Genomic DNA, 14,660 nt, shown 5'->3' with positions numbered 1-14,660 from the left:
ACGGCGCGCGGTCTACAACGGAATGGTGCCTGCCAATGCGTCAGGCGTCTAGTGCATTGAATTTTGCATCTGGTTCACCCCTGCCGCTGGCTCGATCATCAAATGCAAGCTTCTGAACCGCACTAGGATCGGTGAGTTGAGCAAACCTGTGCGCCAGAGCACCTGAAGGGGAGCATCGCCCCCCGTATCCGAGGAACGCACCTCCCGACTTTGGTTCGCGAACACCGATCAAGCAAGCGCGCATCCGCCCCGACACCATAGGAGTTGCCCATGACTTCCCCCAGCATTCCGGAACGTCCCTTCCCTGATCGCTCGCAGGATTTTGATCCAAAGAGATTCGAGGCCGCAGAAAAAGAGCTGGAGGCTGCCGTGCAAAAGGGCCTTCGTGAACATTGGAAGTGGTTCACGGCCGAAGGCGTGCTGCTCGTGCTGCTCGGAGCGGCGGCTATTGCCGTGCCGGTGCTCGCTTCCATCGCGGTGGCGGCCTTCGTCGGCTGGCTCCTTTTCTTTGCGGGGGTCTTCTCCGCCATCTCTACCATCCGTTCGCCGCGCGCGCCTGGCTATATCTGGCACATCCTGCTGTCCGCGCTGATGGCGATCCTCGGCCTCGTGCTCGCGCTGTTTCCCGTTCAGGGGTCGCTGTCGCTCACGCTGGTCCTGACCGCCTATTTCATCGCGCACGGCATCGCGACCATCGCGTTCGCCTTCTCGATCAAACCCGACACGGGCCGGTGGGTTCTTCTGTTGTTCGTCGCGCTGGTCGATTTCGTGATCGCGGCGTTCGTGATCGCGGGCTGGCCGTCGACCGGCCTTTGGGTCCTCGGCCTGTTTGTCGGCATCGAATTGCTGTTGACCGGCTTGAGCCTGATCTTCGCGGCGCTCGGCGCGCGCGAAAGCGGGGCAGACGGGTCGCTCCCCGAAGCAGGCGCGCATCACCCGGCTTGAACGCAACGATTGCAGCCGCCCCGGGGCAGGCTCAGGCGAACCTGTCCCGGGCGAAATTCAAGATTGCATCGCGCTTCTTGCGGCGCTTGCCGAATGGAAGCAGGATGTAACGGACCACACTTGCGCTGCCACGAACGATATCCTTGCGGTGAAGCTGACGGCCGCGGTGCATGTTTTCTATGAGTTCATCATAAAAAGGCGTCTTCAACGCGTAGCGCCAGTAGTGTTGCGCCATGTTGAGATCGGCATTGTGCCAGGGCTTCACCGGTCCCGTGAAGTGAACGATATAAGGATCGCGTTTCGCTTCGACGATCTTGGCGTGAAATTCCCGGGGCATGCGATGATCCCCTTCCAAAAACAGGAGCGAATTCCACTTCCAGTCTATGAACTTGGTGGCGCCGGCCAACGCTATGTTGAGAATATCCTGATCCATCAGGCGATATTCATGCTCTTGCATGACGCGGATAATACCGGCGCTTGCGTTTGTCGCCTTCATTTCATGGACATTGAACAAGATAACGCCGGAGTTGAAATAGGTTCCGTTCCGTCTGATCTCCTGTATAGGCCCTTTCTTATTGCGGTCGGCTCCGATTTGGCCAAGCAGCGTATAAAACATATCCGGAGCTGCCGCTATGCAGTGCCCATCCATCGGAGTATCGAACAATTCGGCCAGATCGCGGTTGGTGACAGTGTCTGCGTCGATATACAAGACTTTATCGCAGGATAGCATTATTTCTGGAATACGAATCCTATAGAAAGCTTCTTTCGTAAAGTAGCCCGATCCTTTGATGGCGAAATCGGAATAATACGCAGTGACATCAAAGAAGCGGAGGGATATATTTGGCTTTTCAAGGAGACAGAGCCTGAGTTTCTGGCGGTCGTTACTCGCCAGATCGTCGGTGAACACCACCAGATCGTAGAGACGCTCGGGCGATGCGTGCTCGGCTATGGACGCAAACAGCGCGGCGGCGCCCGGCATGTATTTGCGGTTGAAGCATGTGACTATCGGTATCGCGGATCGGTCTGCATAGGCTGGTGATATGCCGGGGGCGCGCGTTCCGTCCTCCGCGATCACGTAGGGCTCTCTCGTCGTTTCGTTCGAAGAATCGGCCGTGCGCATGATTTCACCGCATCGTTGGCTGCTGCTTGTATCCCGGAGGCGACGACCATACAGCTCGGCCCGTGTTCGATCCACAAGGGTCTGTCATTCGTCTTTGGGCTCAATGGTTTTCCGCTGCTTGACCCGCTGGGTCCACAAAGGCAAATAGAGGGAGCATTCGGCGGAGGCTTCCATGGCAGCGACAAAGACCCCATCCAAATTCTTCAAGCCCCTCGCAGCGGGTGCTCCCGCTCCGTTCGTGGAAAAGCCCGTGCGCCTCGAACGGATGATCCACTTCGTCGCCCCGCATGTAGAGAAGATCCGCGCGAAGGTGCCGGACCTCATCAAGCAGGTCGACGTGGTGCTCGGCAATCTCGAAGACGCGATCCCCGCGACCGAGAAGGAGGCCGCGCGCAAGGGCTTCATCAAGCTCGCTCAGGAAAACGAGTTCGGCAGCACGGGGCTCTGGACGCGCATCAACGCGCTGAACAGCCCGTGGGTGCTCGACGACATCGTCGAGATCATGGGTGCGGTGGGCAACAAGCTCGACGTCATCATGCTGCCGAAGGTGGAAGGCCCGTGGGACATTCACTATCTCGACCAGCTGCTCGCCCAGCTTGAGGCGAAGCACAATATCAAGAAGCCCGTCATGATCCACGCCCTGCTCGAAACGGCGGAAGGCGTGGCGAATGTCGATCACATCGCGGGCGCGAGCCCTCGCATGCACGGCATGAGCCTCGGGCCGGCCGACCTCGCCGCGAGCCGCGCCATGAAGACGACCCGCGTCGGCGGCGGCCATCCGTCCTACGGCGTGCTTGCGGACGCGGCGGGCGATGCGCCGCGTGCCTTCTACCAGCAGGATCTGTGGCATTACACCGTGGGCCGCATGGTGGACGCCTGTGCCACCTATGACCTCAAGCCCTTTTACGGTCCGTTCGGCGATTTCTCCGACGCGGCGGCGTGCGAAGCGCAATTCCGCAACGCCTTCCTTCAGGGCTGCGCGGGGGCATGGACGTTGCATCCCTCGCAGATCGAGATCGCGCGCCGTGTTTTCACGCCGGATCCGGGGGAGGCGGCTTTTGCCCGGCGCATCCTCGAAGCCATGCCGGATGGCACGGGCGCGGTAATGGTCGACGGCAAGATGCAGGACGACGCGACCTGGAAACAGGCCAAGGTCATCGTAGACCTCGCGAACCTCGTCGAAGCCAAAGACGGCGCGCCCCAGTGACCGTGTGACATCTTGTAGCCCAGCAGCATTAGTGCAAAGTTTTTAAAGGATGCGGGAAGAATTCAATAACGCCATGGTGAAAGAACGGCGCGCGCGGTTTGCCATCGGGGAAGTCGTGAAGCATCGTCTTTTCCCGTTTCGGGGAATTATCTTCGACGTCGACCCCGAGTTCGCCAACACGGATGAATGGTGGCTTGCCATCCCGGAGGATATTCGCCCGGAGAAGGATCAGCCGTACTATCACCTGCTTGCCGAGAACGAGGAAACCGAATACGTCGCCTATGTCTCCGAGCAGAACCTGCTGCCGGACGACAGCGGCGAGCCGTTGCGCCATCCGCAGCTCGGCGAGTTGTTCGATGAGCTGGAGGACGGCGGCTACCGCTTCCGGGGGCCTGGCGCGAACTGAGACGGAAAGAGCCGGGGCAAGCCGCCCTGGCTTCGGAACGGGCGCGTGACGATGGGCGTCACGCCGCCAGCGCAGCGTCATCCGAGGAAGACGCTATCGCTCCCGACAGGATCATATCCGCCGCTTTTTCAGCGATCATGATCGTCGGCGCGTTGGTGTTGCCGCTGATGAGGCGCGGCATGATCGATGCGTCCACCACGCGCAGTCCCTCCAGCCCGCGCACGCGAAGCGTCTCGTCCACCACCGCCATGGCGTCCTGCCCCATCTTGCAGGTGCCGATCGGATGATAGATCGTCTCTGCCGTGCGACGGTTGTAATCGTCGATTTCGGCGTCGGTGCGCACCTTCGCGCCCGGCTGCCATTCCTCGCCGCGATACGGATCGAACGCGGGTTGCGCGAAGACATCGCGCAGCATCTTGAAACCGTCTCGCAACGTGCGCAGGTCGGCCTCGTTTTGAAGATAGTTCGGCTGGATCGCCGGATGCGCCAGCGGGTCCGCCGATTTCAGCGCGATCTCGCCACGCGCCTCGGGCCGCTGCACGTTGTAATAGCCCATATATCCATGGCGCTGGATCATCTTGCGCCCGTGATCGGCGTAAAGGATCGCCGCGAAGTGATACTGCACATCCGGCGCAACAATCTCGGGCCGCGTCTTGAGAAAGGCGAGCGATTCCAGCCCCACGATCGACGCGGGCCCTTTGTGCGTCATCAGATAGTAAGCGACGTGCCGCAGGAGCGCACTCGGCTTGACGATGTTATAGTAGGAGACGGGCTTCGGGCAGTAGTGCTTGATCGCGCCGTGGATGTGATCCTGAAGGTTTTTGCCGACGCCGGGAAGGTGATGCACCGGCCTGATGCCGTGCGGTGCGATCTCGTCCGCCGGGCCGATGCCCGAGAGCAGCAGCAATTGCGGCGAGTTGATCGCGCCGCCCGAGACGATCACCTCGCGTGCGGCGCGAATGGTGCGCTTCTCGCGGCCGTGCGCATATTCCACGCCGACCGCGCGTCCGCTTTCCACGATGATGCGCGTTGCTTGCGCCCGCGTGATCACGGTGAGGTTCGGCCGGTCCATCACCGGCTTCAGATAGCACACCGCGGCGCTCGCGCGGCGGCCGTTCGACACCGTGCAGTCGATGGGGCCGAAGCCTTCCTGCGACGCGCCGTTGAAATCGTCCGTGTAGGGGTGGCCCGCCTGCTGGCCCGCCTCGATCCATGCCACGTTCAGCGGATTGACGACGCCCGGCCGCGACACCTTCAGCGGGCCGTCGCCGCCGTGATACTCGTCCGCGCCGCCTGAATAGTTTTCCGCCTTTTTGAAATAGGGCAGCACATCGTCCCACGCCCAGCCGCGATTGCCGAGCTGCGCCCACGTGTCGTAATCGCTCGGCACGCCGCGAATGTAGATCATCGCGTTGACGGAGCTTGAGCCGCCGAGGACCTTGCCGCGTGGCCAATAAAGCCGACGCCCGTACAGGCCCGCCTGCGGCTCGGTGTGATAGCCCCAGTCGACCCAGCCCGTTCGCATCAGGCCCGCATAACCGGACGGCATATGAATGAGAAAATTCCAGTCGCGGCCTCCCGCTTCGAGAAGCGCGACCTTGATCGACGGATCGGCGGAGAGCCGGTTCGCGAGCACGCAACCCGCCGAACCGCCCCCGGCGATGACATAATCGTAGCCCATGTTTCCTCCGAGCTTATGTATCTTTTTCGCTCAGAGTGCTCCCGGCGCGTGTCGCGCGCAAGCCCTGCCCGGTCAAGCCGCGTCTTCGTCTTTCGCCGGGGGTGGGCGTTTCAGTCCGGCCGCCACTTCGCCGATACCCCAGGGGCCGATCATAAAACGTGATTTGCAGCGGCCGGTCGGGTTGGTAGGCTCCGGCCAGCACTCCGAAGCCTCAGGATCGTCCGCTGTACGCCCGCGCCTTAATCGATTTTCCGAAGGACGATGCGCCGCCGCTTAGCCTTGGCTTCGCCGGGCCGCGCGAACTGCTCGTCGCCGAGCGCGCCGCCGATGTCGTGCCGGTTCTTCGCGCGGCGGAAAACCACGCGCAACAGGGGCGTTGGGCCGTCGGCTTCGTGGCCTATGAAGCAGCAGCGGCGTTCGACATGGCGCTAACGACACTTGCACCCGACCCGCGCTTTCCGCTCGCGGCCTTCGCCGTGTTCGATGCTCCGAAGCCGTGGCAAGAAGCGCCCGCCGCCTTCGCTTGCTCGGGCTGGGGGGCAGACATGACGCGCGCCGACTACAGCGAAAAAATCGCGGCCATTCACGACGGCATCGCCGACGGTGCGCATTATCAGGTGAATCTGACCATGCGCCTCGCCTCGCGCTTCGATGGCGACCCGCGCGGCCTGTTCGACGCCTTGCGCCGCGCCCAGCCGCACGCCTACGCGCTTTATCTCGATTTCGGCGATTGTTCCGCGCTTCCATGGCAGATCGCGTCCGTCTCGCCGGAATTGTTCTTCGCGTGGGAACCGCGAACCCGCGCGATCCTCACCCGGCCCATGAAGGGCACCGCGCACGCCGACGCGCCCCCGGATGCGCTGCTGGCCTCGCCGAAGGAGCGCGCCGAAAACCTGATGATCGTGGACCTTCTGCGCAACGACATCGCGCGCGTCGCCGTGGACGGCACCGTAAGTGTGCCGAAGCTGTTCTCCATCGAGAAGCTCTCCACCGTGCAGCAGATGACGTCGACCGTCACCGGCACCGCGCGCCCGAGGACCGCACTCGCCGACATCTTCGCCGCCCTGTTCCCCTGCGGCTCCGTCACCGGCGCGCCGAAGATCGCGGCGATGAAATCCATCGCGGCGCTCGAAACCGGCCCGCGCGGCCCCTATTGCGGGGCGCTCGGCGTTATCGAACCCGGCGGTGCGGCGACTTTCAGCGTCGGCATCCGAACGGTCGCGATCGCGAACGGCACCGCCACCTGCGGGGTCGGCAGCGGCGTGACATGGGATTCGAACGCGGCCGACGAATATGAGGAGTGCATCATGAAGCGCCGTTTCCTTCTTCGCGCGAGCGCCCCTTTTGAACTGCTGGAAACGATGAAGATCGATGACGGCGCGATTGTTCTTCTGCATCGTCACATGGCGAGGCTCGCCCGCGCGGCTGAGCATTTCGGCTTTCCCTTCGACGAAGACGAGGTGCGCCGCGCTGTGGCCGACATTTGCGCAGACCACGCGACGGGCGCGCATCGCCTGCGACTTCTCCTCTCGCGGGAGGGTGCCTTGACGCTTGAAACCGGGCCGCTTCCCGCCACGCCCGCCGATCCCTTCGTGGTGTTCGCGCAATCGCCCGTCTCAAGCGATGACGAATTCCTGCGGCACAAGACGACGAACCGCGCCGTTTACGAAGCGCATGCCCCGAAGGATGGCGCCGTCTTCGACACGCTCCTCTTCAACGAGCGAGGCGAGATCACGGAGTTTACTAGGGGCAATGTCGCCATCATGCGCAACGGCAAGCTCGTTACACCGGCTGAAACCTGCGGCCTCTTGCCGGGAACGCTCCGCGCGGAGCTTCTCGCCCGTGGTGATGTCAGCGAAGACGTGTTAACGAGAAAGGATATTATCGAAGCAAGCAACGTTATGTTTCTTAACACTCTTCGAGGATTGATTTCCGTTCGCCTGCGATTTCAGTAATCTTCCTTTTTCGACAGGACAACAGCGGCGCTGCCGCTGGTGCCAGTCCCGGCATTAAGCCGCGCGGCGTGCGTTGAACGCAGGTTCAAATTCCTTACATAGGCGGTTCCTTTCCTGTTGAAGCTTGGGGTAGCTTGATCATTGATATTTCGACAGCGTCTCTCGACGCGCGAGCCTGAAAAAGAGGGCAGGCTCATCAAGTGAAATGAACGGAATGAGCGACAAAAGAACAGGCCTCTCTGCGCTGGAAGGTGCCCTTCATTGCTTTGAGCTCGCCAGCGAAGCGGCCGGATTCGGCATTTACGAATACGACATCGACAACGAAAAGGTGCGTTGGTCCGGCTATATGCGGCGCCTCCTCGGCATTCCCGAGGATAGCAAGGCGTGCATGGACAGCGTGCTCCCCTGCATCCACCCGGAAGACCGCGAGCGCATTCATCGGGCGGCGAAGGCCATTGTGCGAACGGTGGGACGGTATCACAACGAATTCCGCATCGTGCGTCCGGGTGGGGAGGTGCGCTGGCTTCTGGACAGGGGGCAATCGCTCGGTCCCGTCAATCCGGCGACGGGCAAGGTGGCGCTCTCCATCGGCACGCTGATCGACGTGACGGAGCAGAGACGGGCCGAAATGGACCGCGCCCTCTGGGAAAGCCGGTTCCGCAGCATCTACAAATATTCGCTCGCCGGAATCGCCATCACCGGACCCGATGGCCGTTTTCTCGAATGCAATCCCGCTTACAGCAAGCTGGTCGGATATTCGGAGAGCGAGCTTCGCGCGAAGCATTTTTCCGAGCTGTTCCATCCCGACGATTTCGCGGAGCAGTTCGAACTCGCTCGGGCACTTCAGGCGGGCGAAATCTCGTTCATCGACGTTGAAGGCCGCTATGTGCACAAAAGCGGCCAGTCGGTCTGGACCCACAAGATCGTTTCCCTGCTGCCCGATGAGAGCGGAGGCGGAGCGCGCTTCGCAATAGTCCTCGCGACGGACATAACGAAACGCAAGCAAGCCGAGGAGGCGCTGCGCGAGAGCGAGCGTCGGGAGCGGCTCAGGCGGCACGATCTCGAAGCCGTGCTTGAAGCGGTCCCGGCTGGCGTGATTTTCGGAGAAGACCGCGCCTGCTCGCGCCTCAGCCTCAATCGCATGGCGCAGGACATTCTTGGGATGCCCGCGAAAGTTACGGTTGAAGGAATGCCACGCCTCGTCAGGGCACTGAAGGACGGACGCCTCATCGAGAGGGGCGATTTTCCGCTTCATTGGGCGGCGAAGACCGGGCGCTCTTTTTTTGGCGAGGATGTAGAACTTCACTATGCCGATGGCAGCACGCGTTTCATTTATGGCAACGCCTTGCCACTCTTCGACGAGCACGGAGAGATTCGGGGCGCTGTGGGAGCGTTTTTCGACTGCACGCAATGGAAGCTTGCGGAAAAAGCCCTGCGCGACAGCGAAGCGACGCTGGCGCGCGACGCGGAGGCGCTTCGCCGCCTCAATGACGCGAGTTCGAGGCTCTGGCGCGCGCGCGATCTGGCAAGCGGGCTCGATGAAGTGCTCGGCGCGGCCATCGAGCTTCTGGGAGCGGATCGCGGAGGGATTCATGTTTACGACGCCGAGCGCGGCATCATCCGCCTTGCAGCCGTCCGAGGCTATGACGAGGCAATCGTCAGTGCCTTCGATGAGACCAGGATCGACGACTATCCCGTTCTCGCCGACGCTATACGAAGCGGCGAAACGCTCACCATCAGGGATATCGAAACCGATCCCCGGCTCCAGCCCCCACAGTACCAGGAGGTAGCCAAGATCCTGGGATTCCGGGCGGCCCAGTTTTGTCCTCTCGTTGTGCGGGACGGTACAGTTCTGGGATTGCTGACCACTCAGTTTTCGCAGCCGCACGATCTTTCGGAACAGGATTTTCAGCGGCTCGCTCTCTTCGTTCGCCAGGCCACGGACTTTCTGGAACGCTGTCGTGCTGACGATGCACGAAAGGAGAGCGAAGAACGTCTGCGCGCGATCGTGGACACCGCCGTCGATGCAATCATCGTCATTGACGATGCAGGGCTGATCCAGTCGATCAATCCGTCCGGAGAACGCATCTTCGGCTACAGCGAAGAAGAACTCGCCGGCCAGAATATCGGAATTCTGATGCCCGAGCAGAACCTCGCACTCCACAATTCCTACATCGCCAACTATCTGAAAACCGGCAAAGCGATGCTAATGGGTACCGGCCGCGAACTCATGCACAGGCGGAAGGATGGCACCGTCTTCACGGCCGATACGGCCATCGCGGAATGGCATTTTGCCGGCAAGCGCTTTTTTACCGGCACAATTCGCGACATCACCGAGCGGAAGCGGCATGAGGAAGAAGTGCAGCTTCTGCTGAGGGAGGTGAACCATCGATCCAAGAATATGCTCGCCCTCGTTCAGGCTATCGCGCGGCAAACCGTATCCACCAACGCCGAAGACTTTCTTGAGCGCTTCGAGGAGCGCGTGCGCGCCCTTGCGGCCGCGCAGGATCTGCTTGTCAAATCGGAGTGGAAAGGCGTCGTTCTCGCGGAACTGATCCGTTCTCAGCTTGCGCATTTTCTCGACGCCATTGGACAGAGGATCTCGCTCGACGGTCCGCCGCTGTTCATTTCGGCTTCGGCGGCTCAGACGCTCGGAATGGCTTTGCATGAACTCGCGACGAACGCGGGAAAATATGGCGCGCTCTCTTCAGGCGAGGGCACGATCCACGTCAGCTGGTCCGCACGGCACGACGCGTGTGACGATTCCGACAGCTTCGAACTGGAATGGCGCGAGGCGCATGGACCGCGCGTTAACAGTCGAGCCAAGGAAGGTTTCGGCTCCACCGTTCTCGGGCCGATGACCGAAATGAGCCTCGATGCGCAGGTTCAGTTTGACTTCGAGCCGACCGGTGTGATCTGGCGCCTGCAATGCCCGCTGAAGAACGTGGTCGAGGGACGATCAGCAGCTTCCGTTCCAGCCAAGCCTCTGCCGATGGGGCCGCAGTCGGGGCGCGGATACGTTCTTGTCGTGGAGGACGAAGCGCTCGTCGCCCTCGAAATCGTGCAGACGCTGAGGGAAGCGCAGTTCGACGTTCTGGGGCCGGCGCGCAGTGTGGCGCAAGCCCTGGAAATTCTGAAGGAATTCCGTTTCAGCGCTGCTGTGCTCGATATCAATCTCGGAGCGGAAACATCGGAAGCCGTCGCGCTCGAACTCAATCGGCGCGGTATTCCGTTCGTGATCGTATCGGGGTACTCGCTCGACCAGCTTCCGCTGGCGTTTCATGGCGTGCCCGCGCTTGCGAAGCCGCTGCGACCGGACATTCTCAAGACCGAGTTGCTCCGCCTCATGCGTGAAGATAGCCCGTGGCCGGTGATCTGATTGACGTCAGAAAGATGGACGCTGGCTTTCAAGCAGAGACCTCTGGCTCTTGTCTCCGATCAAGATCGATAACTCCCTGATCACATTCCGTTGCTTGGAACGGGTCCGCTTCATCATGGGCAAATTCCGACCATTATGATGTAAGCGTTTCACTTTCTTTGATCCCGAAACAAACTGTCTCGTCAGATCGCCAGACCGGTGGTCCGATTCCGACATGTGCATCCGTTTGCAGCACGCTGCAAACGCCGGGATCAAAAGAACCGCCAGCAACCCCCTGGCCAGTGAAGGCTACACGAACAGATTTGAAACCAATTTCGGGTTAGTGTGCGTGCGATTTCAGAAATGTATACGGGAATGCTCAAGCGGCATCGCCCCTTCTTGGCACTATCGGCAATGGTAGTGGAGAGGGCAAGTAGACGGGCAAATGAGGAAAGTCATGGCAATTGGTGGTACGTTCAAGACGGTCGCATTCGACGACGGCAGCTATGCAGTGGTGGCGGTCGAAGCTGGCGATCAGAGAAAGCTGGAAGTCGTAGCGACCTTCTTTGACGAAGAGCGCGCGCGAGACTATGCCGCGAAAGAAAGCAGCAAGACTTCGGCCGAATCCCCGGTGCGCGCCGAAGCAAAAGCGGAGCCGAGGCGTTCGTCCGCCAGTCACGTGGAAGCGGGCACCAGCGATGTGGTCTCGGAATTGAGCGAGCGTCAGGCCGCGGTTTTGAAAACGCTCCGTAGCCGCAAGAATGAAAACAACGAAGTCGAAATGCGCGCCGCTTCCCTTGCCAGCGCAGCCAAGATTCCTCTCGGATCGCTTCATTCCGTTCTTCAGTCTCTCGAAAAGAAGAACTTCATCCGCACGACCCGAACGGGATCCGCCAAGGCGCCCGCCGTCTATGAGGTTCTGGAAGGCTGAACATTCTGGAAAAAGAAGGCGATCCGGTCAAAGCATGAGAGATGTTCTCTTGCTATCGGATTGCTTCTTTGTGACTTCGTTGAACCGTTCCCTTTCCCATTTGAGCATGGACTCGCGCGCAATTACATCCAGCATGATATTGTCGATGCGCTTCTGACGCATGCGTTCAGCTTCGTCGTGATCCTCGGCCACTACGTATTTCTTCCAAAAACGGGATAAGTATTGCTTCGCCTTCAGAAAAGACATTATCGACTCCTCAAAATGCGCTTTCGGTTCACAAACCAAAGCGACGGTGCCTGACTAAAAGTCTCTAACTAATATGCGCCAAAGGATTGCATCGGAAAATCGTATACAACGTATCGTTTTGCATATCCACCCTTACCAACCCTTACCACGCGTTTTTGAGGGCGATTCAAGTATCTTTTTTGCTGCCGCGCGGTAGTTCTGGCGCGCCTTTCAACTGCGGCAACAGCTCCGCGATCGACTTTCTTCACGGGTGCTGGTGCTTCTTTCGCAACGAGTTCCTTTGGAGGAAGATAGCTGTCACGTTCTTCCTCGGCATTGGCAGGACAGCCAGCAGAAAAACTCAGCGCGGCCGACAGCATGGCAACCTTCAGACAAACGGAACGCATGACACCTCGCACCTGCTTTCCAGAAGCCCGATCCGACCGGCTTGGGCTCCTTAAGATAACTGCCCCACGCGGCGACAACACCATGAGTTTATTGGAGATTTTGAATTCGACATTTGAGCGAGAACTCGCAGCAACCGGAACTCAAATGTCAAATTCGCTCCGCTGGGGTGCGGATAATTTGAAGGCTTCCCGGCGCTTCGGCACGTTCAATCCGAGACCGCGGTTAGTTTTGAATCAAGAGCTGTGAAGCAATTCGCCGCATGCTTGGGCGGCACGGCTGATCGCCGCATCGAGGGCGCCCAACAAGGGCGGCCTCCGCGCCTCCTACCCCGAGCGTGCCGTTACCCCCAGAGAGCGGAAGGCAGTGCGCCGATGACGCTGCCTTCAAAGGCAAGGCCGGGGTCGCGATCCCGCGCCAGCAGCAGCGGGCCATCGAGGTCCACATAGTCGGCCCCGTTGGCGAGCAACAGCGCGGGCGCCATCGCAAGCGACGTGCCGACCATGCAGCCGACCATGATCGACAGTCCGCGGCCGAGCGCCTCACGCTTGAGTTCCAGCGCAGCGGTGAGCCCGCCCGTCTTGTCCAGCTTGATGTTGATCGCCTGATATCGCGCCGCGATCTGGCCGAGGTCCGCAGCTGTGTGGATACTTTCGTCGGCACAGAAACGGATGGAGCCCCGATCTTCGTCCGCGACATCGGCGAGGCGGGCGTCCGCTCCGGCCGGAAGCGGCTGCTCCACGAGCGAGACTGCGGCGGCGCGGCAGGCCGCCAGATTTTCCGCGAACACCGCGTCGTTCCATGCCTCGTTGGCATCCGCGATAAGCGCGGCATTCGGCGCGCCTCTGCGAACGGCGGCGATGCGCTCCGCGTCGCCCGCTCCACCGAGCTTGACCTTGAGGAGCGGGCGGTGTCTGGCCGCGCGCGCAGCCTCCTCCATTGAGGCAGGATCGCCGAGGCTCAGCGTATAGGCGGTGGTGGCGGGTTGAGGCGCGGCAATGCCCGCAAGATCCCAGACACGCTTGCCCGCAAGCTTCGCTTCCAGATCCCACAGCGCACAGTCGAGCGCGTTTCGCGCCGCACCGCCCGGGAGCAGGGTCAGAAGCTCCGCTCGTGTCACCCCGCCCGCGATCGCTTCGCCGAAGCTTTCGATTTTCGCGGCGACGCCCTCGACGGTTTCGCCGTAGCGCGGATAAGGCACGCATTCGCCCCGCCCATGCACGCCGCCGTCCTCGACGGTGGCGACCACGACGCGCGCTTCCGTGCGACTGCCGCGTGAGATCGTGAACGCCCCCGCGATGGGCCAGCTTTCGATGGCGACGGAGAGCCTGCGCATCGCTCAGCCGACCTTGACCGCGCCGCGCGTCAACGGAAAGTCCGCAGCGATACGATCAACGATCGGACCGACGCCGAAGCGGATCGGGTCGGTAGCGGGAAGGAAATGCTCGTCCTGCAACCGTTTGAGGGTTTCGGTCGCGGTTTTCTCGTCAAGCGCCTGCGTGTTGACGGAAATGCCAATGGGCCGGATTCCGGGATTGGTGAGCGCCCCGAGCCGAACCGTCATGTCGATCACCTCGCGGATCGTCGGCAGCGGATGAGCGACGCCGCGCATGGTTCTCCGCGTCGGCTCATGACAGACGACGAACGCATCGGCCTGCGCTCCGTGCAGGAGGCCGAGCGACACGCCCGCAAAGGACGGATGGAACAGCGAACCCTGCCCTTCGATCAAGTCCCAATGGCTGATATCGGCGGCGGGCGAAATCCATTCCACGGCGCCCGAAATGAAATCGGCGACCACCGCGTCGATGGCGACACCGCGCCCCGAGATGAAGACGCCCGTCTGCCCCGTCGCCTTGAAGTCGGCGTCGAAGCCCCGCGCGCGCATTTCCTTTTCGAGCGCCAGCGCGGCGTATTTCTTGCCGACCGAGCAATCGGTTCCGACAGTGAGAAGCCGCATGCCCGAGCGCTTGGTGCCCTTGCCGACGGCGAAACGCTGATCCGAATGACGCACATCGAACAGCTCGCGGTCGCATTCGCGCGCGGTATCCGCAATCGCCGGGATGGACGACAGCCGCACATGCAGCCCGCTCGCCACATCGAGCCCTGCCGCAAGCGCCTCTTGAATGACGCCGATCCAGTGATCCGGCAGAATGCCGCCCGCGTTGACAACGCCGACGATCAGCGTCCTGGCGCCCTCATCGGCCGCCTGCTGAATGGTCTTGTCCGGAAGGCCGGTGTCGGCCTTGCAGCCCGGAAGACGGAGCTGGCCGAGGCACCAGTCGCGTCGCCAGTCCACGATGCCTTGCGCGGTCTTGGCAGAAAGCTGATCGGGAACGTCACTCAGAAAAAGCAGATAGGGATGGCGAATGAGCATGGAGCCCCCTGAGAAAATTCGATGCGGGATCATAGTCCTTTTGCACGATGAGT

At 61.2% G+C, this 14,660-nt stretch carries 12 protein-coding genes; 6 read left to right on the top strand and 6 right to left on the bottom strand.

From position 1 onward, the window contains the following. The first annotated feature begins 369 nt into the window (after nt 1-369). A complete protein-coding gene (locus tag EK416_RS13960; RefSeq protein ID WP_164730031.1) occupies nt 370-945 on the top strand; it encodes an HdeD family acid-resistance protein in 576 nt (191 codons plus the stop codon). A gap of 31 nt (nt 946-976) precedes the next feature. Here EK416_RS13960 and EK416_RS13955 read toward each other — a convergent pair whose 3' ends face one another. Next, nucleotides 977-2,065 carry a glycosyltransferase family 8 protein gene (locus tag EK416_RS13955; RefSeq protein ID WP_127078504.1) on the bottom strand — a complete coding sequence of 363 codons (1,089 nt, stop codon included), beginning with the start codon at nt 2,063-2,065 and terminating at the stop codon, nt 977-979. A gap of 172 nt (nt 2,066-2,237) precedes the next feature. Here EK416_RS13955 and EK416_RS13950 point away from each other — a divergent pair, with 172 nt between their 5' ends. Beyond that, a complete protein-coding gene (locus tag EK416_RS13950; RefSeq protein WP_127078502.1) occupies nt 2,238-3,272 on the top strand; it encodes an HpcH/HpaI aldolase/citrate lyase family protein in 1,035 nt (344 codons plus the stop codon). A gap of 73 nt (nt 3,273-3,345) precedes the next feature. Next, complete coding sequence (gene hspQ / locus EK416_RS13945; protein WP_127078500.1) at nt 3,346-3,678, top strand: heat shock protein HspQ; 333 nt, start codon at nt 3,346-3,348, stop codon at nt 3,676-3,678. A 58-nt stretch (nt 3,679-3,736) separates the two neighbouring features. Here hspQ and EK416_RS13940 read toward each other — a convergent pair whose 3' ends face one another. After that, nucleotides 3,737-5,359 (bottom strand): GMC family oxidoreductase, encoded by a 1,623-nt coding sequence (locus EK416_RS13940; protein ID WP_127078498.1) that lies wholly within the window; start codon nt 5,357-5,359, stop codon nt 3,737-3,739. 332 nt (nt 5,360-5,691) lie between these two features. Here EK416_RS13940 and EK416_RS13935 point away from each other — a divergent pair, with 332 nt between their 5' ends. From EK416_RS13935 to EK416_RS13925, 3 genes are all read left to right on the top strand, one after another. After that, the gene (locus EK416_RS13935; RefSeq protein ID WP_210211004.1) at nt 5,692-7,314 is read left to right on the top strand and encodes a chorismate-binding protein; all 1,623 of its coding nucleotides are present in this window, start codon (nt 5,692-5,694) and stop codon (nt 7,312-7,314) included. Nucleotides 7,315-7,528: 214 nt separating this feature from the next. Further along, on the top strand, nt 7,529-10,693 hold the full coding sequence (locus EK416_RS13930; RefSeq protein WP_164730030.1) for a PAS domain S-box protein: 3,165 nt from the start codon (nt 7,529-7,531) through the stop codon (nt 10,691-10,693). Between the two features lie 436 nt (nt 10,694-11,129). Then, nucleotides 11,130-11,603, top strand: coding sequence for a hypothetical protein (locus EK416_RS13925; protein ID WP_127078492.1), 474 nt, complete (start codon nt 11,130-11,132; stop codon nt 11,601-11,603). A 27-nt stretch (nt 11,604-11,630) separates the two neighbouring features. On the opposite strand, the gene EK416_RS13920 is transcribed toward EK416_RS13925, so the two are convergent. The 4 genes from EK416_RS13920 to dgcN all read right to left on the bottom strand — a co-directional run bounded on the left by EK416_RS13920 (nt 11,631) and on the right by dgcN (nt 14,607). Beyond that, nucleotides 11,631-11,849 carry a hypothetical protein gene (locus EK416_RS13920; protein WP_127078490.1) on the bottom strand — a complete coding sequence of 73 codons (219 nt, stop codon included), beginning with the start codon at nt 11,847-11,849 and terminating at the stop codon, nt 11,631-11,633. A gap of 68 nt (nt 11,850-11,917) precedes the next feature. Beyond that, nucleotides 11,918-12,208, bottom strand: a complete 291-nt coding sequence (locus tag EK416_RS13915; protein WP_127078488.1) for a hypothetical protein — start codon at nt 12,206-12,208, stop codon at nt 11,918-11,920. A gap of 368 nt (nt 12,209-12,576) precedes the next feature. Then, nucleotides 12,577-13,569 (bottom strand): N-acetyl-D-Glu racemase DgcA, encoded by a 993-nt coding sequence (gene dgcA / locus EK416_RS13910; protein ID WP_127078486.1) that lies wholly within the window; start codon nt 13,567-13,569, stop codon nt 12,577-12,579. 3 nt (nt 13,570-13,572) lie between these two features. Beyond that, entirely contained in the window at nt 13,573-14,607 is a 1,035-nt protein-coding gene (dgcN, locus tag EK416_RS13905) for an N-acetyltransferase DgcN (protein ID WP_127078485.1), read from the bottom strand. Between the last annotated feature and the right edge of the window lie 53 nt (nt 14,608-14,660).

This window comes from Rhodomicrobium lacus (genome assembly GCF_003992725.1).
GTDB lineage: Bacteria > Pseudomonadota > Alphaproteobacteria > Rhizobiales > Rhodomicrobiaceae > Rhodomicrobium > Rhodomicrobium lacus.
This window is presented reverse-complemented; position numbering and strand designations above follow the sequence as displayed.